The following is a 25,326-nucleotide window of genomic DNA, read 5'->3' on the forward strand; positions in this document are numbered from 1 at the left end:
GCGCCAGGAACATGGCGGGCACTGTGACGATGTACAGCACCACGTGGTGCGGCTACTGCCGCCGGCTGAAGAGCCAGATGGACCGCGAGGGCATCACGTACAACGAGATCAACATCGAGCACGACCCGGAGTCCGCCGCGTTCGTGGAGAAGGCGAACGGCGGGAACCAGACGGTTCCCACCGTCCTCTTCCCGGACGGTTCGACGCTCACGAACCCCTCGCTTGCGCAGGTCAAGCAGAAGATCGGCGCGTAACGGCGGAGGAGTCCTAGCCGGTGTGACCTCGCGTCGGCAGGGGCTTGCCGTACCAGAGTTCGATCAGTCGGGCCGCGATCGAGATGCCGTAGGGAGGCAGGACCTCTCCGGACTCGAACGCGGCCCGCAGCTCTTCCCGGGAGAACCAGCGGGCCTCGTGGATCTCGTCCCCGTCGACGTCCACGGTGGTCGAGGTGGCGCGGGCCATGAAGCCCAGCATGAGGCTGGAGGGGAAGGGCCAGGGCTGGCTGGCGATGTACTCGACCTGGCCGACGGTGATGCCGACCTCCTCGTGGACCTCGCGCCGCACGGACTGCTCGATGGACTCTCCGGGCTCCACGAAACCCGCCAGGGTGGAGAAGCGGCCCTCGGGCCAGTGCACCTGGCGGCCCAGCAGGATGCGGTCCTCGTCGTCCGTGACGGCCATGATCACCGCCGGGTCGGTGCGCGGGTAGTGCTCGGCGCCGCAGGCCTGGCAGCGGCGGATGTGACCGGCCGCCGCGATGACCGTGCGCTCGCCGCAGCGGGAGCAGAAGCGGTGGGTGCGCTGCCAGTTCTCCAGGCCGACCGCGTGCACCATGAGACCCGTGTCGCGCGGCGACAGCAGCATGCCCGCCTCGCGCAGTCCCGCCGGACGAGCGGACTGGTCCATGCGTCCGGGGAGCGCGTCCTTCTGGAGTGCGAAATAGCTCACACCGTCGGCGTCGGCCCCCAGGAAGTAGCGGTGTGCCTCGGTGAGCGGGGCCTCGAACGAGGGGATCATGACGAGTTCGGTGGTGCCGTCCGGGGTCTCGTCGATGAGGACCTGACCGCCGGAGACCACGAAGCAGCGGGTTGTGGGGTGGCTCCACGCCGCCGCGAGCCAGGCCTCGTCGAGGCGGTGGTGGGCGGCCCGGTCGATGCCGCTGGGGGCGGTGAGCGCGATGGGGCGGTCGGCGGTGTAGTCGGTCCAGGTGGTCACGGGTGCTTCCAACTCCCCCGGTGAAACGGATGATTGGGCGGGCGGTTCGGCGGGGCGTGCGGCGGGTGGGTGGGCTGGGGCGTGCGGGGCCTTCTTCAGTGTGCCTCGCGGGAGTTCCGGGCCAGTTCGCCCCAGAGGTACGCGCTGGTCTCGACGCCTTTGAGGAGCAGATCGAGTTCGACCTTCTCGTTGGGGGCGTGCCAGCCGTCGGAGGGGACGGAGATGCCCAGGAAGAGCACGGGTGCGCCGAGGACTTCCTGGAGATCGGCGGCGGGGCCGGAGCCGCCCTCGCGCGTGTGGCGGACCGGCTGCTGGAAGGCGCGGCCCATGGCCCGTACGACCGACCGCAGGGCCGGGTGGTCCAGAGGTGTCAGGCAGGGGCGGGTGGACCCGCTGAACGTGATCTCGTGGCGGATCCCGGCGGGAATCCGCTCGGCGGCCCAGGCGGTGACGGCCTTCTGGATGTGGTCGGGGTCCTGTCCGGCGACCAGGCGGAAGGACAGCTTCACCATGGCCGAGGACGGGATGATCGTCTTGCTGCCCACGCCCTGGTAACCGCCGCCGATGCCGTTGACCTCGGCGGTCGGGCGGGCCCAGACGCGCTCCAGGGTGGTGTGTCCGGCTTCGCCGTGCGTCGCCGTGGACCTGGCCGTGCGCAGCCATCGCTCCTCGTCGAAGGGCAGTTCGGCGAAGAGTTCGCGCTCGCGTTCGGTGAGTTCGGTGACGCCGTCGTAGAAGCCGGGGATCGCCACGCGCGCGTGCTCGTCGTGCAGGGCGGCGACGAGGCGGGCGACCTCGGTGGCCGGGTTCGGTACGGCGCCGCCGAAGGAGCCGGAGTGGATGTCCTGGTCGGGGCCGTGCAGCCGGATCTCGCACTCGGCGAGGCCGCGCATGCCGGTGCACACGGTGGGGGTGTCCTCGGCCCACATGCCGGTGTCGGAGACGACGACCGCGTCGGCGGCGAGCCGCTCGGCGTGCTCCTCGACGAGGGCACGGAAGTGCGGGGAGCCGGACTCCTCCTCGCCCTCGATCAACATCTTGAGGTGGACGGCGGGAGTGGTACGGCCCGTCGCGGCGAGGTGGGCGCGGACACCGAGTGTGTGGAAGAACACCTGCCCCTTGTCGTCGGCCGCCCCGCGCGCGTGGAGACGGTTTCCGCGGATCACCGGCTCGAACGGCTCGGTGTCCCAACCGTCCGCCAGGGCCGCGGGCTGCACGTCGTGGTGCCCGTAGACCAGAACCGTGGGGGCGCCGGCGTCCTCGGAGGGCCACTCCGCGAAGACGGCGGGGGCCCCCGGTGTCTCCCAGACCTCTGCGGTGGGGAAACCGGTCTCCCGGAGCTTGGCCGCCAGCCAGTCGGCGCTGCGTCGTACGTCCGTCGCGTGCTCGGGCTGGGCCGACACCGACGGGATACGCAGCCATTCCACGAGGTCGTCGAGGAAAGCGGCACGGTGGTTCTCGATGTATGTACGGACGACGCTGACGTCGCTGTCAACGGGCTGGCTCATGCTCACGAGCCTATCGGCCCGCACCGACATGCCCGTCGGGCGGTTCGTCCGTGACCGCCCCAGGTCAGTCGGCGCCCGCGTCCGGGCCGTCGGCGCCGGGCCCCTCCAGGAGCAGCCGCTCCAGCGCGGCCCGGTCGGGGAGGTTCTCGGGCCGTACGACGTCGCCGGTGCGGACGTACAGGAAGGCCGCCCCGACGGACTCCAGGGGCACGCCCTGCCGCTCGGCCCAGGCGAGCCGGTAGACGGCGAGCTGGAGCGGGTCGGCGGTACGGGTGCGGCTGGTCTTCCAGTCGACGATCTCGTACGTCGTCGTCCCGTCGTCGTGGCTCTCCCGGTAGACGGCGTCGATACGGCCGCGTACGACGCGTCCGGCGATGCCGAGCTGGAAGGGTTCCTCGACGCGGTGGGGCGTGCGGTGGGCGTACGGGGTGCGTTCGAAGGCCTCCTTGAGAGTTTCCAGGTCCAGTTCGTCGGCGATCTCGGCCTCGCTGCCGGGCAGTTCCTCGGGCTCCAGCATGGGCAGCCGCAGCTCTTCGAAGCGGGCCTCGACCCAGGCGTGGAAACGGGTGCCGCGTCGCGCCGCGGGCTGCGGGGGGCGTGGCATGGGGCGGGCCAGCTCCTGCGCGAAGCCGTCCGGATCGGCGGCCAGACGCATCAGCTGCGAGGCGGTCAGCGACGCCGGCAGGGGTACGTCGGTGACCTTCGCGCGGGCCCGCAGGAGCTCCCCGGTGAGGGCGTCGAGGTCGCGGTCCCAGGAAGCGACGGTGCGCGCCTCCTCGGGGCTGAGGCCGGACGCGGGGTGCCGGCGGGCGTGCGGCACGGCAGGCAGGTGCTCGCCCTGCGGGGGGTGGTGCTCCACGCGCGCGTGGGCGGCCCGCGCGGGGCGGTCCGGCGACCAGGAGTCCCAGTCGTCGGTGTCCTCGAAGGTGTCCTCGTCCGGGAGTCCCTCGGAGGCGTCCGCCGGGAAATCGTCCTCCTCGTAGGGGACGTCGTCCGAGACCTCGTCGTCGTAGGGGGCTTCTTCGCCGTAGAGGGCTTCTTCGTCGTCCGGCGGGTGCGGCCAGTCCGGGTGGTCGTGGGAGTGGGGGTCCGGGGCGTGGGAGGCGCCCGGATGGGCTTCCTCGTGGGAGGCGGCCCTCTCCAGGTGGGCCAGGACGGTCTGGGCGGCGGCGCGGCGGCGCAGCAGGGAGGTGGCGTCGAGCGGGAGGGGCCAGGCGTGGTCGGCGGCCGCTTCGTGGAGGGCGGGGTTCTCGGCGTCCTCCTCGGGTTCGTCGGCCCAGGCCTCGATCTCGCCGTGTCCGGCGACGCAGTGGTCGTACAGGGCTTTGAGGAAGTCGGACGGGCCGCGCGGGCGCTTCTGGGACGGGCCCCACCAGTGGCCGGAGCCGAGGAGCAGGGAGCGGGGGCGGGTGAAGGTGACGTAGCCGAGGCGGAGTTCCTCGGTGTGCTGGTGGTCCTTCATGGCGTCCTGGAAGGCCTTCAGGCCGCGCGAGTCCCAGGCTTCGACGTCGGGAAGGGTGTCGGCGTCGCCGCGCAGTGCGTGCGGCAGGACCTTGCCCTGGGCGGTCCACTTCTCCCGGCCCTGGGTGCTGGGGAAGGTGCCGGTGACCAGGCCGGGCACGGCGACGACGTCCCACTCCAGGCCCTTGGACTTGTGGGCGGTGAGCACCTTGACGGTGTTCTCGCCGCCCGGCAGGGCGTTGTCGAGGCCCTTCTCGTACTGGGCGGCCGTCCGCAGGAAGCCCAGGAAGGCGAGCAGGGTGGCCTCGCCTGCGCTGTTGGCGGCGAAGGAGGCGGCGGTGTCCAGGAAGTTGGACAGGGTCTCGCGGCGGCGGGCGGCGAGCGCGTGCGGGGACGCGGAGAGTTCCACCTCCAGGCCGGTGACGGCGAGCACCCGGTGGAGGACGTCCATGAGCGGGTCGGCGAGTGAGCGGCGCAGGTCGCGCAGTTCGGCGGCGAGACGGGCGAACCGCACGCGCGCGTCCGGCGAGAACGGCAGCCCGTCGTCCTCCCTCTCCGCTTCGAGCGGCAGCTCCAGGAACGTGTCCAGCGCGTCCGCCAGTGAGATCACCTCGGACGGATCGACACCCTCGACGGCCGCGGCGAGCCGGCGGTCCGGGTCGTCGTCGCCGTCCACGCGCGCGTGGGACACGAGCAGCCTGGCGCGGCGCCCCAGGAGGGCGAGGTCGCGTGGGCCGATCCGCCAGCGAGGGCCGGTGAGGAGACGGACGAGGGAGGCGTTGGCACCGGGGTCCTGGAGGACCTCGCAGACGGCGACGAGGTCGGCGACCTCGGGAAGGTGGAGTAGCCCAGAGAGGCCGACGACCTCGACCGGGACGTCGCGGGCGACGAGCGCGCCCTGGATCTCGGCGAAGTCGCCGGCCGTGCGGCACAGGACCGCGATCTCGCCGGGTTCCTTGCCGGTGCGCACGAGGTGGGCGATCGAGTCGGCGATCCAGTCCAGTTCCTCGGCGTGGGTGTTCAGCAGCGCGCAGCGGACCATGCCGTCGCGTTCGGCGCCGGGGGCGGGCCGGAGGGCCTCCACGCCCGCGTGCATGGCCCGCAGGGGCTCCGCGAGGCCGTTGGCGAGGTCGAGGAGACGGCCGCCGCTGCGACGGTTCTCACTGAGCGCCTGGCGGGTCGCGGGGCGGCCGTCGGGGTGGGCGAAGTGCTCGGGGAAGTCGTCGAGGTTGGCGACGGAGGCGCCGCGCCAGCCGTAGATGGCCTGGCAGGGGTCGCCGACGGCGGTCACGGGGTGGCCGGTGCCGCCGCCGAACAGGCCCGCCAGCAGGACGCGTTGGGCCACCGAGGTGTCCTGGTACTCGTCCAGGAGGACCACCCGGAACTCGTCCCGCAGGACGCGCCCCACCTCGGGGAGCCCTGCGAGGCCCGCGGACAGGGCGATCTGGTCGCCGAAGTCGAGGAGGTCACGCTCGCGTTTGGCCGCGCGGTAGCGGCCCACCAGTTCGGTGAGTTCGCGCCGGGCGGCGGCCGCCTCGGGGATCTTGCGGAGGTCCGCGTTGCTGAGCTTGGCGCCCTCCAGCTCGCGCAGCAGTTCGGCGTCGTACGCGCGCAGGTCCTCGGGGCGGACGAGGTGCTCGGCGAGTTCGGAGTCGAGGGTCAGGAGGTCGCTGACCAGGTCCGGGAAGGAGCGGGTCAGTGCCGGGTAGGGGCCCGGGGACTCCCGGAGCACGCGCGCGGCGAGCTGGTAGCGGGTGGCGTCGGCGAGGAGCCGGGAGGTGGGTTCCAGGCCGATGCGCAGGCCGTGGTCGGTCAGGAGGCGGCCCGCGAAGGCGTGATAGGTGGAGATGACCGGCTCGCCCGGCGGGTTGTCCGGGTCGATCACGTCCGGGTCGGTGATGCCCGCTCTGACCAGGGCCTTGCGGACGCGCTCGGCGAGTTCGCCCGCCGCCTTGTTGGTGAACGTCAGGCCGAGCACCTGTTCGGGGGCGACCTGTCCGGTGCCGACCAGCCACACCACGCGCGCGGCCATCACCGTGGTCTTGCCCGACCCGGCTCCGGCCACGATCACCTGCGGGGCGGGCGGCGCGACGATGCACGCCGTCTGCTCCGGGGTGAACGGGATGCCGAGGAGCTCCTTGAGCTGCTCGGGATCGCTGATACGGGCGGACATTCCAGAGAGGCTAACGGCGGCCACTGACAGTGGACGCCGCGTCTCCCCGCGGCCGGTGTCACTCGACCACGTGACGGCCTTCGGGGCGGGCACTGCACGACGCCCGGAATGCGCAGTGTGTGCAGTGCTGTCCGGCAGTCGGGGAGAAGCGTTCGTCCAGGACCTTGCCCGCGGCCGTGGCCAGGAGGTCTCCCACCCACTCCCCTTCCAGGGGTTCCTGGGCCTGCACCTTGGGGACGGTCTCGCCGCCGTTCTTCTTGGCGGCGCCCTGCCGCAGCTGGACGAGTTCGGCGCCGCCCGATTCGGGGCGCACACCGCCGAAGGGCTCGTCGACGGCTCCCTCGCGGACCGCGAGCTGGTACACGGCGAGCTGGGGGTGGCGGGTCACCTCGGCGGAACTGACGGCCTGCTTGCCCGTCTTGAAGTCGACGACGTACGCGCGGCCCTCGGCGTCGGCCTCGACACGGTCCATGGAGCCCCGGATGCGCACCTCGTAGTCGCCCGCTTCGAGGGTGACGTCGAAGTCGTGCTCACTGGCCACCGGGGCTCGCCCCGTGCGGTCCATGACATGCCACTTCAGGAAGCGTTCGAGCGCCACGCGCGCGTGCTGCTTCTCCTGCTCCGACTTCCAGGGCGCGTCGAAGGCGAGCGCGTTCCACACGGAGTCGAGGCGCTCCATGAGGACGTCGAGGTCGGCGGGGGTGCGTCCGGAGGCGACCTCGTCGGCGAGGACGTGAACGACGTTGCCGAAGCCCTGGGCGGCGGTCGCGGGCGCGTCGGCCTTCACCTCGCGGCCCAGGAACCACTGCAGGGCGCAGGTGTTGGCGAGCTGGTCGAGGGCGCTGCCGGACAGCACGACGGGCTGGTCGCGGTTCCTGAGCGGCACCTTGCTCTCGGTGGGCTCGAACATGCCCCACCAGCGGTACGGGTGCGCCGACGGCACCAGCGGGCGGCCGTCCTCGTCGCTCAGCACGGCCAGCCGGGCCAGGCGCTGGGCCGCGGCCTCGCGGAGGGTGTCCGACACGCGCGGATCCACCGTCGTGGCGCGCAGTTCGGCGACGAGGGCGGCCACGGACAGCGGGCGGCGGGGGCGGCCGGTGACGTCCTTGGGCTCGACGCCCAGTTCGGCGAGGAAGCGGGAGGGCTGGTCGCCGTCGTCGGCGGGAGTCTTCACGGCGGTGACGACGAGGCGTTCACGCGCGCGTGTGGCGGCCACGTAGAACAGACGGCGTTCCTCCGCGAGCAGCGCGCCCGGCGTGAGCGGTTCGGCGAGACCGTCGCGGCCGATGCGGTCGGCCTCCAGGAGCGAGCCGCGACGGCGCAGGTCCGGCCACAGCCCTTCCTGGACTCCCGCGACGACGACCAGGCGCCATTGGAGGCCTTTGGAACGGTGCGCGGTCATCAGGCGTACGGCGTCGGGGCGGACGGCCCGTCCGGTGAGCGTGTCGGCGGCGATGTCCTCGGCCTCGATCTCCGCCAGGAAGTTGAGAGCGCCGAGGCCCCCGGTGCGCTCCTCCGCGCGCGCGGCCGTCGCGAACAGCGCGCACACGGCGTCGAGGTCACGGTCCGCGTTGCGCCCGGCCGCGCCACCGCGCCGGGCGGCCCGCTCCAGGCGCCTGGGCCACGGCGTGCCGTCCCACAGCTCCCACAGCGCCTCCTCGGCCGTACCGCCGCCCGCGAGGCGCTCGCGCGCCTTCCGCAGCAGCGCGCCCAGGCGTTGTGCGCCGCGCGCGTACACCGGGTCGTGCGCCACCAGTCGCTCCGGCTCCGCCAGCGCGCGTGCCAGCAGTTCGTCCGAGGGCGGCGGTACGGGGTTGCCGCCGGCCCGCTCCTCCTCGCGCAGCGCGCGGCCGAGGCGCCGCAGATCGGCGGTGTCCATGCCGGCGAGGGGGGAGGCGAGGAGGTCGAGCGCGGTCTCGGTGTCCAGCCAGGAGGGTCGCGACTCGGGGGCGTCGGACGAGTCGTCGGGCGAGTCGTCGGGCGAGTGGTCTGGTGAGTCGTCGGAGCCGTCCGGCGCCTCGGTCGAAGCCGCCGGGGCCGTCTCCCCCAGCTCCGCGCGTGCCACGGCCCGCAGCGCCGCCAGAAGGGGCTGTACGGCCGGTTCGTGGCGCAGGGGCAGGTCGTCGCCGTCGATCTCCAGGGGAACGCCCGCGGCGGTGAGGGCGCGCCGCATCGACGGGATCGTGCGGGCGCCGGCGCGCACCAGGACGGCCATCTCGCTCCAGGGGACGCCGTCCTCCAGATGGGCCCGTCGCAGGACGTCCGCGATGTTGTCCAGCTCGGTGCCCGACGTCGGGTACGTGTAGACCTCGACGCGCCCCCCGTCCCGTACCGGCCTGAGCTCGCGGTGGGCCCGTACCTTCTCGGCGGGGAGGCGGGTGAGCGGCATGCGCTGGGTGATCAGACGGGTGGCGGCGAGCAGGCCCGCTCCCGAGCGGCGGGAGTTCCTGAGAACCGCGACCGGGGCCTGCCGGCCGTCCGCGCGCGGGAAGGCCGCCGGGAACTCCAGGATGCCGTTCACATCGGCACCCCGGAAGGTGTAGATCGACTGGTCGGGGTCACCGAACGCCACCAGGGTGCGGCCACCGCCCGCGAGGGCCTCCAGGAGCCGTACCTGGGCGGGGTCCGTGTCCTGGTACTCGTCGACGTACACCGCGTCGTACTGGGCGGCCAGTCGCTCGGCGACGCCCGGGCGGTCGGCGAGCAGCACGGCCCGGTGGACCAGTTCCGCGTAGTCGAGCACCCCCTGCAGGTCGAGGACGTCGAGGTACTCGGCGAGGAAGGCGGAGGCCGCCAGCCAGTCCGGGCGGCCGATGCGCGTGGCGAAGGCCCGCAGGTCCTCGGGGGCCAGGCCCAGTTCGCGGCTGCGGGCGAGGACCGCGCGGACCTCGTCGGCGAAACCGCGTGTGGTCAGGCAGGCGCGCAGCTCGTCCGGCCAGCGCACATGCGCGAGGCCCAGGCGCTCCAGGTCGGGCTGGCCCGCGAGCAGTTCACGGACCGCCACGTCCTGTTCGGGACCGGACAGCAGGCGCAGGGGCTCGGCGAACAGGTCGCTGTCCTGGTGGGCGCGGACCAGGGCGTAGCAGAACGAGTGGAAGGTGGTGGCCCTCGGGGCGCGCGAGGCGCCCATGCGCAGGGCCATGCGGTCGCGCAGTTCCACGGCCGCCTTGCGGCTGAAGGTCAGGACCAGCACGCGCGCGGGGTCCGCCCCCCGGGCGACGCGGGCCGCCACGGACTCGACGAGCGTGGTCGTCTTGCCTGTGCCGGGACCTGCGAGGACGAGCAGAGGGCCCCGCTCGTGGTCAACCACGCCACGCTGCTCGGCGTCCAGACGAGGGGGGTCCGTTCGGGCCGGCGGGGTACGCACCAGTCGGTAAGCGCCACGGCTCCCCTGTCGCACCTGGGTGTGCGACAGGCGCCTGGTGGAGAAAGAGGAGCTCACGTGGTTCGCCGGTCCTGGTGGGTGTGCGAGAGGTCACTGCCGACGCGGTGCGCCGGGGTCGAGGGGTGGTGGTCGGGAAACGGGTGCGGGACCCGCCGCTCGTCGAGGGCGGTGGCCGCGGGGTGAGCGGGACATGTGCGGCCGACGCTACGCCCGGCGGTGGTGCGGAAGCAGGGCTTCCCCTTGTTCCCTCCCGATTCGCGCGGCACCCGCGTCCCTCGCCCCACGAACGTACGGCATGCCACCGACGTGCCCCGCTTCCCCCGTACGGACCAGGGGTCGCCCGGAGGTCCGCCGGATACCGGAGGCTGTCAGGTGTGACCCTCCGCGTGTGCACCGCCGTCCCAGCGCGCCCATCTCATGTCGACGCGCGGCACATGGCCCTCGGCGGACCGGCTCGCCTCGCGCAGGGGCGTGCCCTCCGCGCGGTAGTGGTCCAGGGCTCGCAGTTCGTGACCGGGCAGCAGGACGCCGTCGGCGCGGACGACCCGCCACCACGGAACCGCGCCCCCGTAGAGGGCCATCACACGGCCCACCTGGCGCGGGCCGCCCTCCCCCAGCCACTCGGCGACGTCCCCGTACGTCATGACCCGCCCCGGCGGGATCAGGTCGGTGACCTCGAGGACCCGCTCCGCGTACTCCGGCAGGGCGTCCGCCGGAAGGCTCTCCTCGCTCATCCGCCCCATCCTGCCCCACCCCACCGACAATGGGACGTGGTGGCCTACGCGTGCGTCCCTCGCCCCAGGGGCGGTCTTCGGGCAGACTGTGCGCCCCCGCATTGCACCCTGATGCCCCTGTGTGCCCACCCGGCATGCCACCATCGTGCGGGCGGTGACTGGTGATACGAGACCAAGAAGAGACGATGAAGCAGCAGAGCGTGCACCCCGATGACGCGGCGGGCACCTCTGACGCCTCGTCGCGCCTGGACGCCTCCGAGGAGGGCGGCAAGGGCGCCGAGAACGTCTCGGAGAAGGCACCCGACACCACCCCGCCTTCGGACGAGACGGACGCCCCGGAGACGCACGAGCACGAGAAGCCGCAGGCCGAGCGGGACGAGGACGACCTGGAGGAGGCGCACGCCGAGGAGGTCGAGGGCGATGAACCCTTGCTCCCCGCGCGCGTGCACCGTCCTTCCGACCTCATGCGGCTGTCGGTCGGCATCCTCGGGATCATCGTCCTGCTGGCGATCGCCGCGTTCGCCCATGGCACCACGTCCGGGCTCGAACAGGACATCAACAAGGGCACGGGGCAGGCACCCGATCTTCTGATCAAGCTCGCGGGCCTCGGATCGAGCATCGCGATCCTGCTGGTGCCGGTGGCCTTCGCGATCGAACGGCTGATCAAGCGGGACGGGCTGCGCATCGCCGACGGTGTGCTGGCGGCGGTCCTGGCGCACGGAGTGACGCTGGCGACCGACCTGTGGGTGGCCAGGGCCGCCCCGGACTCGATCCAGGAAGCGCTTACCCAGCCCTCTCCCGGTGGCATCCACGCCCTCACCGACCCCGTGCACGGCTATCTCGCGCCGGTCATCGCGTACATGACCGCCGTGGGCATGTCCCGCAGACCGCGCTGGCGGGCCGTCCTGTGGATCGTGTTGCTGCTGGACGCCTTCTCGATGCTGGTCACCGGCTACACGACACCGTTCTCGATCATCCTGACGGTGCTGATCGGCTGGACCGTCGCCTACGGAACGCTGTACGCGGTCGGCTCCCCGAACGTGCGCCCGACCGGCCGGACCCTGATGGCCGGCCTCAGGCGGGTCGGCTTCAGACCGGTGAGCGCGGCCCGTGAGGAGATGCCGGAGACGGCGGAGGGCGGCGACCGGGGCCGCCGGTACTTCGTGACCCTGGAGGACGGCCCACCCCTCGATGTCACCGTCGTCGACCGGGAACAGCAGGCACAGGGCTTCTTCTACCGTGTCTGGCGGCGGCTGACGCTGCGCGGCATCACCACACGCCGCAGCCTCCAGTCGCTGCGCCAGGCGCTGGAGCAGGAGGCCCTCCTCGCGTACGCGGCCATCGCCGCCGGCGCCAACGCGCCGAAGCTGATCGCGACCTCCGAACTCGGACCGGACGCCGTGATGCTCGTCTACGAGCACACCGGCGGGCGCACCCTGGACTCCCTGGCGGACGACGAGGTCACCGACGAGCTGATGTCTGACACCTGGCACCAGGTGAAGGCCCTGCAGTCGCGGCGTATCGCGCACCGCAGGCTGGTCGGCGACGCGGTTCTGGTGGATCGTTCCGGCACGGTGATCCTGACCGATCTGCGCGTCGGCGAGATCGCGGCCGGCGACCTGGTGCTGCGCATGGACGTCTCCCAACTGCTGACGACCTTGGGCCTGCGCGTCGGCGCCGAACGCGCTGTGGCCTCGGCGGTCAGCGTCCTCGGCCCCGACGCGGTGGCCGACTGCCTGCCGATGCTCCAGCCCATCGCCCTGTCGCGCTCCACGCGCGCGACCCTGCGCCGACTGGCCCGGGAGCGCTCCGAACGCGAGCGCGAAGCGGTCCTGGAGGCGTCCCACCTGGCCAAGCAGGCCCGCGCGGAGGAGCACAGCAAGGCCACCGAGCCCGGCAAGGCCGACAAGAAGGCCGTACGCGCCGAGCAGCGGGCCGAGAAGCGGGCGATCGACGAGGCCCTGGAGGAGGCCCGCGAGGAGGATCTGCTCACCCAGATCCGCCACCAGGTGCTGCTGATCAGGCCCCAGGCACCGGTCGAACCGGCCCGCCTGGAGCGGGTCAAGCCACGCACCCTGATCAGCCTCATCGCCGGCGCGATCGGCGCGTACTTCCTGCTGACCCAGCTCACCCACATCGAGTTCGGGCCGCTCATCGAGAACGCCGAGTGGGGCTGGGTCGCCGCGGCCGTGTTCTTCTCCGCGCTGAGCTATGTCGCGGCGGCGATGAGCCTGCTGGGCTTCGTACCCGAGCGGGTGCCGTTCCTGCGGACGATCGGGGCACAGGTCGCCGGGTCGTTCGTCAAGATCGTGGCGCCGGCCGCGGTGGGCGGTGTGGCACTCAACACCCGCTTCCTGCAACGTGCGGGGGTGCGGCCGGGGCTCGCGGTGGCGAGTGTCGGCGCGTCCCAGCTCTTCGGGCTCGGCTGCCACATCCTGATGCTGCTCGCCTTCGGCTATCTGACCGGCACCGAGAAGACGCCGTCCCTGTCGCCGTCCCGCACCGTCATCGCGGGCCTGTTGACGGTCGCGGTGCTCGTCCTGGTGGTGACGTCGATCCCGTTCCTGCGCAAGTTCGTCGTCACGCGCGTGCGGTCGCTCTTCGCGGGTGTCGTGCCGCGCATGCTCGACGTGCTGCAGCGGCCGCAGAAGCTGGTCACCGGCATCGGCGGCATGCTGCTCCTCACCGGCTGCTTCGTGATGTGCCTGGACGCCTCGATCCGCGCCTTCGGCAACGACGACGTCTCGATCAGCATCGCCAGCGTCGCCGTCGTCTTCCTCGCGGGTAACGCCCTGGGGTCCGCGGCGCCGACCCCGGGCGGTGTCGGCGCGGTCGAGGCCACCCTGACGGTGGGTCTGATCGCCGTCGGCCTCCCCAAGGAGGTCGCCGCACCCGCGGTGCTGCTGTTCCGCCTGCTGACCCTGTGGCTGCCCGTGCTGCCGGGATGGCTGGCCTTCAATCAGCTGTCTCGAAAGGGCGCGCTCTAAGCGGGTTCACGCGCGCGTGGCTCCCGGTTGCGGACCCACACGGCCTACGCGCGCGTGGCGGCGCCTCCCCGCGGCTCACCCGCACGGCCCGTGCCCCGAGCGCGTCGACCAGGGCACCTCCAGGATGGACGCATGCCCACCTCGCCCCGGCCGCCCGCCATCGCCGTGACCGCCATCGCCGTTCTGCTGGCCCTGTCGGCGGCGGGCTGCGGAGGCGACACCCAGGGCGGCGACGAGGACCTGACGGCCCAGAAGCTGAGCTGGGAAACCTGTGAGGCACCGTCCGAGTCCGAGGGCGGCGGCACGGCGCCCTCACCGCTGCCGGACGGCGACGTCTGGCAGTGCGCCACCATGAAGGCTCCCCTCGACTGGGACGAACCCGAGGGCGACACGATCTCCCTCGCGCTGATCCGGGCCCGGTCCAGCGGCGCCGCCGACCAGCGCATCGGCTCGCTCGTCTTCAACTTCGGCGGCCCCGGCGGCTCGGGCGTCAAGGCGCTCCCCTCCTTCGGCGCGAAGTACGCGAAACTGCGCACCCGCTACGACCTGGTGAGCTTCGATCCGCGTGGCGTAGGCCGCAGCGAGGGCATCCGGTGCGAGGACGACGAGGAACTCGACGAGTACTTCCAGCAGGACTCGACCCCGGACGACACTGCCGAGCGGAGGGAGTTCCTCGACACCACGAAGAACTTCAACTCCGCCTGCGAGGAGAACTCCGGCAAGACGCTCCCGCACGTCCGCACCACGGACGCGGCCCGCGACCTGGACCTCTTGCGGCAGGTCCTCGGCGACGACAGACTGCACTACTTCGGCATCTCCTACGGCACCGAACTCGGCGGCGTCTACGCCCACCTGTTCCCCAGGAAGGTCGGACGTGCCGTGTTCGACGCGGTCGTCGACCCGACACAGACGGCGGAGCAGGGCTCGCTCGGACAGGCCGAGGGATTCCAGCTGGCGCTCGACAACTACGCACGGGACTGCGTGTCGAAGCAGGAGGACTGCCCGGTCGGCGACACCGAGCAGGAGGTCGAGGACCGGATCATCAAACTGCTCGCCGACCTCGACACCAAGCCGATCACCGGAGTCTTCCCCCGCGACCTGACCCAGTCCGCGGCCACGAGCGGTATCGCCCAGGCCATGTACTCCCAGGACTTCTGGCCGATTCTGACTCAGGGCCTGGAACTGGCGTACGACGGGGACGGCAGCGTGCTCATGCTGCTGTCCGACTCGTTGAACGGGCGCAACGAGAACGGCGAGTACAGCAACCTCACCGCGGCGAACGTCTCCATCAACTGCGCGGACGACAAGCCGCGCTACACCACCGAGGACGTGGAGGCGAGGCTGGCCGAGTTCCGGGCGGCCTCTCCCGTCTTCGGCGAATGGCTCGCCTGGTCCATGCTCACCTGCACCGACTGGGCCGTCGCCGGCGCGGCCGACCATCCCGATGTGCGTGCCCCGGGCTCGGCGCCGATCCTCGTGATCGGCAACACGGGCGACCCGGCCACGCCGTACGAGGGCGCGCGGAAGATGGTGGAGGCGCTCGGGCCGGGAGTCGGGGTCGAGCTGACGTACAAGGGGCAGGGGCATGGTGCGTACGGCAGCGACAATGCGTGCGTACAGACGGCCGTGGACGGTTACCTGCTGACGGGCAAGGTACCGAAATCCGGCACCGTCTGCTCGTGAACATGCAGGTCAGAACGTTATCCACAGACCATCTCGGCATTCACACCAGTCCGCATACCATGGCATGACCGCCATTCGGGACATCCGGTGGGTGGTACAGCAAGAGGGGGGACCCACTCATGACGCGTTTTCCACGGGGGGCGGCTCTGGCAGCCGCCGTGCTGCTGATCGCCGGCTGTAGCGGCGGCACGGACGACGGGGCAGGTGACGAAGCGGACGACGGCAAGGCCTCGGGCTCCGCGTCGGCATCGGCACCGGCACCGGCACCGGCACCCCAGAAGCTCGACTGGGGGCGGTGCAAGGCGACGTCGGAGGGCCCGGCGCCGGGCGGCGACTGGCAGTGCGCGACGCTGAAGGTGCCGCTGGACCACGCGAAACCGGACGACGGCACGATTGGGCTCGCTCTGATCCGCAGCAAAGCGACCGGCGACGCCGACGAGCGCATCGGCTCCCTCCTGTTCAACTTCGGCGGACCGGGCGGCTCCGGCGTGTCCATGCTGCCGTCGTACGCGGGCCTCACGAGCGAACTGCACAAGCGGTACGACCTGGTGAGCTGGGATCCGCGCGGGGTGGCCGAGAGCGAGGGGGTGCGCTGCCGCGGCGACAAGGAGATCGAGGCGGGCGAGTCGGTGGACGCCACACCGGACGACGCGACCGAGGAGACGGCCTTCTTCAAGGACGCGGCCGACTTCGGCGCGGGCTGCGAGAAGGCTGCGGGCAAGCTGCTGGCGCATGTGTCGACCACCGAGACCGCCCGTGACATGGACCTCATGCGCCAAGCCCTCGGCGACGAGAAGATGCACTACCTCGGCATCTCCTACGGCACCCAGCTCGGCGGGGTCTACGCCCACCTGTTCCCCAAGAACGTGGGACGCCTGGTCCTGGACGCGGTGGTCGACCCGACCGCCGACACCGTGGGCCACGCCAAGAACCAGGCCCTGGGCTTCCAGCGCGCTCTCGACAACTACCTGAAGTCCACGGGCCAGGATCCCAAGGAGGGCACCCGGAAGATCACGGACCTGCTGGAGCGGATCGACGCCGAGCCGCTGACGACGACGTCCGGCCGTGAGCTCACCCAGACACTGGCGACCACCGGTATCGTCCTGCCGCTCTACAGCGAGCAGAGCTGGCCCACACTGACCAGCGCGCTCGACGCGGCCGAGGACGGCGACGGCACCGAACTGCTCGCGCTGGCCGACGGGTACAACGAGCGTGACCCCTCGGGCCGCTACGGCACGACGACCCACTCCCAACGGGTCATATCGTGCTTGGACCAGAAGCAGCGGCCGAGTTCGCGGGAGACGAAGAAGCTACTGCCCGAGTTCCGCGAGATCTCGCCCGTCTTCGGCGAGTTCCTGGGCTGGGACACCGCGGGCTGGTGCCACGACTGGCCGGTGCCGGGACTGACCGACTCGCCGGAGGTGAGCGCGCCGGGAGCGGCGCCCGTCCTCGTGGTGGGCAACACCGGGGACCCGGCGACGCCGTACGAGGGTGCGCGGAAGATGGCCGAGGAACTGGGCGAGGGCGTCGGTGTGATGCTCACATGGAAGGGCGAGGGCCATGGCGCGTACGGCAGCGGCAGCAGTTGTGTCGACTCGACGGTGAACGCGTATCTGCTGGACGGGACGGTGCCGAAGGACGGCAAGGTCTGCACGTAGGCCGGGGCGTCCGCCGGTTCGCGCCAGGAGGGGCGGCAGCGGAAAGGGGCCCGGCACCCGCGGTGCCGAGCCCCTCTCTGCCAGGCGTGTGTCTAGTAGACGGGCTTGTTCGGCTCGATCTGGTTGACCCAGCCGATCACGCCGCCGCCGACGTGGACCGCGTCGGCGAAGCCCGCCGACTTCAGGACCGCGAGGACTTCCGCACTGCGGACACCCGTCTTGCAGTGCAGGACGATCTTCTTGTCCTGCGGGAGGGCCTCCAGGGCGGTGCCCATGAGGAACTCGTTCTTCGGGATCAGCTTGGCGCCGGGGATGGAGACGATCTCGTACTCGTTGATCTCCCGGACGTCGATGATCTCGATGTTCTCGCCGTCGTCGATCCACTCCTTGAGCTGCTTGGGAGTGATCGTCGAGCCGGCGGCCGCCTGCTGGGCCTCCTCGGACACGACGCCGCAGAAGGCCTCGTAGTCGATCAGCTCGGTGACGGTGGGGTTCTCGCCGCAGACCGCGCAGTCGGGGTCCTTGCGGACCTTGACCTGGCGGTACTGCATCTCCAGGGCGTCGTAGATCATCAGACGGCCGACCAGCGGCTCGCCCGTGCCGGTGAGGACCTTGATGGCCTCGGTGACCTGGATGGAGCCGATCGACGCGCACAGCACACCGAGGACACCGCCCTCGGCGCAGGAGGGGACCATGCCCGGCGGCGGGGGCTCGGGGTAGAGGCAGCGGTAGCAGGGGCCGTGCTCGGACCAGAAGACGGAGGCCTGACCGTCGAAGCGGTAGATCGAGCCCCAGACGTACGGCTTGTTCAGCAGCACGGCCGCGTCGTTGACCAGGTAGCGGGTCGCGAAGTTGTCCGTGCCGTCGACGATCAGGTCGTACTGGCTGAAGATGTCCATCACGTTCTCGGCCTCGAGCCGCTCTTCGTGGAGGATCACGTTCACGTACGGGTTGATGCCGAGGACGGAGTCGCGCGCGGACGCGGCCTTGGAGCGGCCGATGTCGGCCTGGCTGTGAATGATCTGGCGCTGCAGGTTCGACTCGTCGACCTCGTCGAACTCCACGATGCCGAGCGTCCCGACGCCCGCCGCGGCCAGGTACATCAGCGCCGGCGAGCCCAGGCCGCCGGCGCCCACACAGAGCACCTTGGCGTTCTTCAGCCGCTTCTGCCCGTCCATCCCCACGTCGGGGATGATCAGGTGGCGGGAGTACCTGCGGACCTCGTCTACGGTGAGCTCGGAAGCGGGCTCGACCAGGGGTGGCAGCGACACGGGGACTCCGTTGGTCGGTCAATCACTACAATTGTTCTCCCCGTAACACTGCCACGCCCTTTTTCATTCCGAGACACCCGTTCCAACCAGCGAGACGATTTCGTCCCAGTAGCCGGGCATCGTCTCCCAGGGGTCGGTCCGGCCGCCGCGGTCCGTGCGGTCGGTGAAGTAGATCGTGCCGGCGCCCTGCCAGCGGGCGATGCGCAGCGCCTCGTCGAGATGGCCGCGCGGAACACCGTGGACGAAGTGGCAGAAGCGCTCGGGCGGATGGTCGGCGGTCCACTCGGCCACCTGCGACCAGCGGTAGTCGTTCCAGGACCCGGAGAAGGTCACCAGTTGGTCGGCGGTCTCGGCATATCCCGGATACGGGTGGGTGCCGTGGCCGAGGACGATGTGGCCGCCGCCGAGGAGCGCGCGGAGCACGACGACCGTGCGGTCGGTCTCGGGCAGGGCGCTGAGCTCGGTGGGACAGCGGTCCAGGAGGAAGCCGTCGATCCGGTACCAGTCGAGATAGCGGCGCGCGTCGGAGGCGATGTCGGCGAAGGCGCGCGCCCCGTAGGTCAGGTCCAGGTGGCCGAGGACTCGGACGCCCGCGTTCCGCAGCCGTCCGGCGGCTTCCAGGCAGTGCGGGTCGGGGCGGGTGCCGGGGCCGTCGGAGACGTTCAGGACGGCCCAGTGCAGCGGGGCGCCGGGGCGGGCGAGTTCGCCCCATTCCAGTGGGGCGACGAGGGGGTGGGCATAGCCGGGGATGCCGAAACCGAGGCCTAAGCCGGTGCTCGCGGTGCCGGACGGGGCGGGGGTCAGATACGGCATGCCGCCTCCATCCAGATGTCGGCGAGGGACTCCTCGAGGTTGATCCTGGGCCGCCAGCCGAGCCGGTCGCGGGCGGTGCGCACATCGGCCTGCTGCCAGCTGCCGCAGCCGTCCGGGTAGGGGTAGGAGACGGGGGCCGCGTGGTCCGGTTCGGGGCGGGGGTGGCCGATGGTGGGCCTGAGAGGGCCGGGCGGGGAGTCGAGCTCGTGGAGGGCACCGCCGTAGCCGGCGACGCGGGCGAGGACGGCTGCGGCGTCACGCAGGCGCACGGCCCGGCCGGAGCCGATGTTGATCACCCCCTGGGCGGCGGAGAGCGAGGCGGCGTGGACGGCGCGGGCGACATCGCGTACGTCGACGAAGTCGCGCTGGACGCCGAGGCCGCCGAGCTTGAGTTCGCCGTCGCCCGACTGCATGGCCCGGCGCATGGCTTCGGCGAGGCGGCCGAGCGGGGAACCGGCGGGGGTGCCGGGTCCGGCGGGTGAGAAGACGCGGAGGACCACGGCGTCCAGGCCGGAGCCGAGGACGAGTTCGGTGGCGGCGAGCTTGCTCACGCCGTACGGGCCGCCGGGGCGGGGCACGGCGTCCTCAGCGGTGGAGGAGCCGGGCTGACTGGGCCCGTACTCGGCACCGCAGCCGAGCTGCACCAGCCGGGCCCCGCAACCGCTGCGGCGCAGGGCCTCGCAGACGGTGGCGACGGCGACGGTGTTGTGCCGGGTGAGTTCGCGGGCGCCGCCGCGGGTGGCGCCGGCGCAGTTGACGACGACTCCGGGGTGGACGGCGTCCAGGAACCGGGTGAGCGCGCCGGGGCTGCCGCTGGCGAGGTCGAACCGTACGTCGGCGTCGTCGCCGCGGCCGAGTGCGGTGAGCTGTACGGCCGGGTCGGCGAGCAGGCGTTCGGCGACGAAGCGGCCGAGGTATCCGTTGGCTCCGATCAGCAGGACCCTCATCGGGCGGCTCCCGGGGCGGGTTCTCCGGTTCGGGAGGTGATCATCTGGCGTTCTCCTTATGGGGTGGTGCCGTGGGTGATGAGGTGGGCCCGCGGTGTCGGCCCCGCGGGAGGGGACGCCCGGGACGGAGGTCCCGCGCATCGGTCGGGCTCGGGCTTCGCACGGCGGTGTGCGCCGGACGGAGCCCGAGGGGTCAGGTCGCCCCGGAGGGCAGGGCGTGGGCCGAGGCCCGGGTCAGCGTGCGGGTGGCGTGGACGAGGAGGACGAGCGCGGCGCTGCCGCACACGAGAGCGGGGACGGATCCGGGTCCCCAGGCGTCGGCGACGGTCTCGACGGGGACGGCCAGGAAGGAGCAGCCGGGCAGACGGCTCGCGAAGACCGTGCCCAGCGCGAGCGCCTCGGCCAGGGCGGCTGTGCGGAGGGCGACGGCCGGGGCCTGGACGAAGCCGTGCGCGGTGAGAAGGCGGGCGAGCAGAAGGAGAGCGCCGAGGGCACCGGCTCCGGCGTACCCGGCGGGCTCGTCCAGGACCGTGCCGCACAGCGCGAGCAGGGCGGCCAGGGCACAGACGTGGAGGGTGAACACACCGAGGATCAGGGGCTTCATGGAGTCGGTGAACTCCGCGAGGCCCCGGCTGGCGGCGAGTTTGCGGCGGGCGCGTACGGAGAGGAGGTGGGCGCACCAGACGGCGGGGGCGCAGGACAGGGCGAGCGCGAGTACGGGGGCGACGGCCAGGGGCCAGAGGCCGTGGGGTCCGCCGTCGAGACCGGCGGCGAGCAGGCCGTCGCCGAGGAGGGCGTAGGCGGCCAGCCAGCAGGTCCAAGCGCGAGTACGGTCCATTGTGTCGGACGGGGCGCGCAGTGGGCCCCGTCCAAGGGCCACGCGGAGGCCGAGCGTCACCGCGAGGGCGCCGAGGGCGGCGGCCACGAGACGGGGTTGGCCGTCGGTGAGGCGTACGCCGACGACGGCCGCCGCGCACAGGGCGCCCGGCAGGAGGGCGAGCACGGCCCATCCACCGCGTGCGCCGGGCGCACTCGGCATCGGCTCGCGCTCCGTGGATTCCTCCCCGTCACGCGACACACGCGCGTACATCTCCTCGGCGAGCGAGAACACGTCCCGGTGCCGGAAGCGGGCAGCCGTACGGTCGGTCACCCCGTGCGCCTCCAGTCCGGCGGCGATCTCCAAGGGGTCCACCGCCCGCTCACAGAGCTCCCGGTGGCGATGCATCAGGGCCTTCACGGGGTCGACGGCGCCGCGTCGGGGGGCGGATCTGGGTGCGGATGCGGCGAGGCCGTCGTCGGTTGGTGGGAGGGCGACGTCGGTCGGGGCGACAAGGTCATGTGACGCCAGGAGGTCGGGTGAACTCACGGCATCCGGCGGAGGCTTCGGACCGGGCGAGCCCACGGTGCCGGGCGCACCCGACAGCCCTCCCGTACCTGCTTCGTACGCACGCAGTCCGTCCGACCTGCCCGGCCCGCCCGCTCCGCCGAGTCCGTCCACGCGAGCCGTGATGTCCGCGCGATCCATGACATCCGCGCGGTCCATGACATCCGAGCGCTTCAGCCCATCGAACTCGTCCAGCCCGTCCAACCGCAGCTCGCTCATCGCGCCCCCTCCCCCGCAGGCACCGGCTCCCCGGCCGCCGTGCCCGGAGACCTCTCCGTAGCCCGAACTGAATCCGAAGCCGAAGCCGACACCGACGCGGTCGCGGCGCCGGTCGCCTCCGCCACATCCAAAGTCACGGCAGGTGCCGACGCCGGGGCGGAACCAGGTGCAGAACCCGCTGCCGGACCAGACGCAGTCCCCGGTGCCGAATCAGTGGAAGAACCCGATGCCGGCCCAGCCACAGACCCCGAAGCCGATCCCGCACCCGAAGCCGACACCGAACCGGCACCCAGCGCCGCCCCCGCAGCCGACGTCGAACCCGCACCCGCACCCGGCGCCAACGCCGTAGCCCGCACAGGCGGCGTCACCCGCGCCGGCGCGCCGAGCGCCCAGCGCGGCCGCCCTGCGACACCCCCGCCAAGACCCGCGCCACCCGCAACCCCAGCCACGCCCGCCACTCCCGCAACCCCAGCCACACCGGCGACCCCCGCAACCCCGAGGCCCCCCGCCGCCAAGCGCGAATCGGCCCAGCGGCCGGGCACATGGCCCTCGGCGGGGGCTCCGAACGGCAGGGGTTCGCCGGTGTGGTCGAGGACGACCTTGCGTACCGGGGCGTGGGAGACGACCTCGAGGTAGATGCCACGAAATGCCGCGACGTTCTGTTCCACCGTGAAGAGTTCGAGGGCGCGTGCGCGGGCGGCCGCACCCAGGCGTGCGCGGCGCTCGGGTTCTCTCAGGAGTGCCACGCACGCTTCGGCGAGCGCCCGTGGATTGCGCGGCGGCACGACGAGACCCGTGCCGCCGATGACCTCGACGACCGCGCCCACGTCGGTGGAGACCGTGGGCCGGGCGCAGAACATGGCCTCGACCAGGCTGATCGGGAAGCCCTCGACGACGCTGGACAGCACGACCACCGCACCCGCCGCATAGGCCTCGGCCAGGTCGGGGACGGCCGGGTCGCCGACCTCCTCGAAGGAGACGGGGTTGTCGCCGACCGCGTGGACGCCGACCGCCTCGTCGGGGAAGAGCTGTGCGGCCAGAGCCTTGCAGTGGCCCAGGTAGGCGGCCGCCTCGGACCCCGCCGCCGCTCCGACGATCCTGAGCCGCGCTTTGGGCTCCGCCCGGCGGACCTCGGCGAAGGCGTGCAGGAGCGAGATCAGGTCCTTGGCGGGCTCGATGCGGCCGACCCACACCAGCGTGTACGGATCCGCGTACTCCGGCGACTCGCCCACCTCCGCGAAGCGGGCGGCGTCCATGCCCGGGTAGACCGTCCGGATCCTGGCGCGGTCGGCACCGCAGCGCTCCTGCCAGCGCCGGGCATGGGTGTTGCCGGGGGTGAGACAGGCGGCCTGACGGTAGACCTCGGCGGTCAGCCGCCGGTGGAAGGCCGCGAGCAGCGCGCGCACCGGCGGCTCTCCCGAGGCCCCGAGGTAGTGCGCCCGCAGCGGCACGCCGTACTCGGTCACCAGCAGCGGCACCCCGTGGAAGTGACGGGCCAGCAGCCCGGGCAGCGCGGCCGAGCCGCCGGCCGCCGCGTGGCACAGGTCGACCGAGCCGAGCCCGTCGTCCTCGTACCAGTCGAGTGAGAGGGGGCGCAGCGCGCGTTCCAGATGGGAGGCGACCGTCAGCAGATCCGGTACGCGAGCCTCGCGCGCCCCTCGCAGTGCGCCCGGCGCACGACAGGCGCGCTCCAGCGTCCGCACAGCGACTTCGGAGCGCAGCGCGCCGACCAGTCCGCCCTCGTCGCGGGCCAGCTCCGCGAGCCCGTACAGCGCGTTGCCGAAACGGTCCGCCTCGGCACCCGGCCCACCACCGTCGGAGGCGTTCCCCGCCCCGTCGGCCGCGCCCGGCCCACCCGAACACACCGCCGCCGCCAGCTCGCCGTACGCCTCCGCGAAGCGCCTGCGTGCCCGGCGCCCGTGGACGACCCCGTCGTCCTCGGCCGTCCACAGCGGTGCCGTACGGACCCGCCTGACCTGGGGCGGCAGCGGGATCCAGCCCTCGTCCTCCTGGCGCTCGCTCCGGCTGAGGGCGTAGATGTCGAACTCGTGTCGCTCCAGCCCACGTACGAGTCGGTCGCACCAGAGCCTGGCGTCACCGCTCACATACGGATAGCCACCCTCCGTAAGCAGTCCGATGCGCACGCGTGCACCCCCGATCTCCCGTTTGAGGAGCCGCCGTTCACCCGGCGGCTCGCAGCGGGACGAACGTATGCGGACTAGGCGGTGGTGCGACGGACGGTTGTCCATCGCACCACCAAAAGGGGTGAACGGTCGTAACTTTCCCTAGCGGGACGCGTTTTGTCGCGCTAAGGGATCAAGCGATCACGTGACGTGAGGCAGTCGGGCGGCCCCGGTCAATTCCCGGGGTACGGCCAGGGGTTGGCCTTGCACGTGATCCCGTCGAACGTCAGGAACTTGCTCTGCTGCTGCATGACGGGCGCGAGCTCGCCGTCCTTGTCGCAGGTCACATGCGGGTAGCGGAGGCGGTGGCCGATCTCGTGGTTGATCAGCATCTGCCGGTACGCGTGGATCTGATCGCCGTACGTCTTCGAGCCCTGGGCCCAGCGGTACGCGTTGATCATCACGCGCTCGGTGGAGGCCGAATCGCAGGACACGTTGTCCACGGTCGTGTCGAGCCCCGACTTGGCGCACCAGAACGCGGTGGTTCCCGGACTGGCCAGCGTAATCACGAAGTCGGGCGTCCCGGAGGAGATCCGCTCGAACGTACGGCCGCCGGCGTGGGCCCAACTCCGGTCGTCGTTCAGCGTCTTCTGCACGGCATCGGCGAACAGCGCGGCGTCCAGCCCGAGCCCCTGCTCGACATCGACCCGATAGCGGTACTTCCGTCCCGTCCCCGGCGCCTTGGCGAAGCCCTTGACCGCCTCGAACTTCCCGCCGCCCTTCAGATCCGCAGCGAGCGCGTACTTCTTGCCCATCTTCTGGTCGTACGACAACGGGGTCGCACTCGGGCTCGGCGGGCTGGACGGGGTGGGCCGGTTGTCGCTGCGCGAGGCGTCGCGCACATCGCGCTCACCGGCGCCGGCGGCCTGCGACTGCGGGGCGGTGCTGTCCTGACCGCCTGCCATCTGCCCGCCCACGACGACCGCCAGCACGGTCGTGACCGCGGCGGCCGCGATGCCGGCGAACGCCCGCTCCTTGCCCTTCGCCGTCTCCACGGCCTCGGACCCATCGCCCGGAGGCTGCTCGTGCGCCCCCTGCCGCCGCGACGCCGCGTCCCGCTCCGACTCGTCCTGCGACGGCAGGTCCCGCGGGTTGCCCGACGGCCTGTCCCGCAGCGGCTTCTCTTCGAGAGCCACCTCGACCCGGCCGTCGGCATCGGCACCCGGCGCGACACAGTGTGTCCGGCCGGGTGCGAAGACGTCGTCGACCTCGCCGAAGGCGTCGAGATAGGCCTGGCGGGGGCCACCAGGAGGCATGGTCTCCTGCCGCTGCCGGGGAATGGGGATACGGCGGCCGGAACGCTCCGGAGGCCCGCCGTACGGGGCGCCGGGGGGTGACGCCTCGCCCGGCACACCATACGGGGCCCCCTCGGGAGCCCCTTGCGCCACGCCGCGTCCGGCACCCGTCCGGCGCCCACCACCACCCAAGTGCCCCCATCCGCCACCCGCTTCACGCTGCTCGGGGTGCCCACCACGAGGGGGCGGATAACCCCTGGCCGGGGTGCCGTCCGGGAGCCGGGGGAAGCCGTGCGCGGGCGTGCCGTCGGGGAGACGCGGCATCCCGTGCGCCGGCGTGCCGTCGGGAAGAGTCGGGAAACCGTGCGCGGGGGTGCCGTCAGGGAAACGCTGCCCCTGCTGCCCGGGCGCGCCCCCGCCGAATCGCGGAATCCCCTGGCCGGGGGTCGCGTCGTACCTGCGGGGCAGCG

The 25,326-nt window shown here is 72.2% G+C and carries 15 protein-coding genes; 4 read left to right on the plus strand and 11 right to left on the minus strand.

The genetic code is table 11. From position 1 onward, the window contains the following. Positions 1 to 11: 11 nt before the first annotated feature. Positions 12 to 254, plus strand: a complete 243-nt coding sequence (locus tag ABT147_RS11120; protein ID WP_257540862.1) for a mycoredoxin — start codon at positions 12 to 14, stop codon at positions 252 to 254. Positions 255 to 267: 13 nt separating this feature from the next. Here ABT147_RS11120 and nudC read toward each other — a convergent pair whose 3' ends face one another. From nudC to ABT147_RS11145, 5 genes are all read right to left on the minus strand, one after another. After that, positions 268 to 1,215, minus strand: coding sequence for an NAD(+) diphosphatase (gene nudC / locus ABT147_RS11125; protein ID WP_351404287.1), 948 nt, complete (start codon positions 1,213 to 1,215; stop codon positions 268 to 270). A 95-nt stretch (positions 1,216 to 1,310) separates the two neighbouring features. After that, positions 1,311 to 2,723 carry a dipeptidase gene (locus ABT147_RS11130; RefSeq protein ID WP_351404289.1) on the minus strand — a complete coding sequence of 471 codons (1,413 nt, stop codon included), beginning with the start codon at positions 2,721 to 2,723 and terminating at the stop codon, positions 1,311 to 1,313. A gap of 64 nt (positions 2,724 to 2,787) precedes the next feature. After that, positions 2,788 to 6,357 (minus strand): ATP-dependent helicase, encoded by a 3,570-nt coding sequence (locus ABT147_RS11135; protein ID WP_351404291.1) that lies wholly within the window; start codon positions 6,355 to 6,357, stop codon positions 2,788 to 2,790. Positions 6,358 to 6,415: 58 nt separating this feature from the next. Then, positions 6,416 to 9,799 (minus strand): ATP-dependent helicase, encoded by a 3,384-nt coding sequence (locus tag ABT147_RS11140; protein ID WP_351404293.1) that lies wholly within the window; start codon positions 9,797 to 9,799, stop codon positions 6,416 to 6,418. A gap of 311 nt (positions 9,800 to 10,110) precedes the next feature. Beyond that, positions 10,111 to 10,476: an MGMT family protein gene (locus tag ABT147_RS11145; protein WP_351404295.1), complete on the minus strand. Its 366-nt coding sequence runs from the start codon at positions 10,474 to 10,476 to the stop codon at positions 10,111 to 10,113. A 185-nt stretch (positions 10,477 to 10,661) separates the two neighbouring features. Between ABT147_RS11145 and ABT147_RS11150 the strand changes: the two genes are divergently transcribed. The 3 genes from ABT147_RS11150 (at position 10,662) to ABT147_RS11160 (ending at position 16,804) form a co-directional block, all read left to right on the plus strand. Beyond that, positions 10,662 to 13,463, plus strand: coding sequence for a lysylphosphatidylglycerol synthase transmembrane domain-containing protein (locus ABT147_RS11150; protein WP_351404297.1), 2,802 nt, complete (start codon positions 10,662 to 10,664; stop codon positions 13,461 to 13,463). Positions 13,464 to 13,595: 132 nt separating this feature from the next. Beyond that, on the plus strand, positions 13,596 to 15,146 hold the full coding sequence (locus ABT147_RS11155) for an alpha/beta hydrolase (protein WP_351404299.1): 1,551 nt from the start codon (positions 13,596 to 13,598) through the stop codon (positions 15,144 to 15,146). Positions 15,147 to 15,265: 119 nt separating this feature from the next. Next, positions 15,266 to 16,804 (plus strand): alpha/beta hydrolase, encoded by a 1,539-nt coding sequence (locus ABT147_RS11160; protein WP_351404301.1) that lies wholly within the window; start codon positions 15,266 to 15,268, stop codon positions 16,802 to 16,804. A 92-nt stretch (positions 16,805 to 16,896) separates the two neighbouring features. Here ABT147_RS11160 and moeZ read toward each other — a convergent pair whose 3' ends face one another. From moeZ to ABT147_RS47295, 6 genes are all read right to left on the minus strand, one after another. Beyond that, on the minus strand, positions 16,897 to 18,075 hold the full coding sequence (moeZ, locus tag ABT147_RS11165; RefSeq protein ID WP_351404303.1) for an adenylyltransferase/sulfurtransferase MoeZ: 1,179 nt from the start codon (positions 18,073 to 18,075) through the stop codon (positions 16,897 to 16,899). Between the two features lie 63 nt (positions 18,076 to 18,138). Next, entirely contained in the window at positions 18,139 to 18,888 is a 750-nt protein-coding gene (locus ABT147_RS11170; RefSeq protein WP_351404305.1) for a spherulation-specific family 4 protein, read from the minus strand. Beyond that, on the minus strand, positions 18,876 to 19,835 hold the full coding sequence (locus tag ABT147_RS11175; RefSeq protein WP_351404307.1) for an NAD-dependent epimerase/dehydratase family protein: 960 nt from the start codon (positions 19,833 to 19,835) through the stop codon (positions 18,876 to 18,878). The genes ABT147_RS11170 and ABT147_RS11175 overlap by 13 nt, the downstream gene beginning before the upstream one ends. Before the next feature lie 193 nt (positions 19,836 to 20,028). Further along, on the minus strand, positions 20,029 to 21,438 hold the full coding sequence (locus tag ABT147_RS11180) for a hypothetical protein (RefSeq protein ID WP_351404309.1): 1,410 nt from the start codon (positions 21,436 to 21,438) through the stop codon (positions 20,029 to 20,031). Beyond that, positions 21,435 to 23,582, minus strand: coding sequence for a DUF3492 domain-containing protein (locus ABT147_RS11185; RefSeq protein ID WP_351404310.1), 2,148 nt, complete (start codon positions 23,580 to 23,582; stop codon positions 21,435 to 21,437). Before ABT147_RS11185 ends, ABT147_RS11180 begins: the two co-directional genes overlap by 4 nt. A 212-nt stretch (positions 23,583 to 23,794) precedes the next feature. After that, positions 23,795 to 24,877: a DUF3152 domain-containing protein gene (locus tag ABT147_RS47295; RefSeq protein ID WP_502983067.1), complete on the minus strand. Its 1,083-nt coding sequence runs from the start codon at positions 24,875 to 24,877 to the stop codon at positions 23,795 to 23,797. Between the last annotated feature and the right edge of the window lie 449 nt (positions 24,878 to 25,326).

This window comes from Streptomyces sp. NPDC001868 (assembly GCF_040297125.1).
GTDB lineage: Bacteria > Actinomycetota > Actinomycetes > Streptomycetales > Streptomycetaceae > Streptomyces.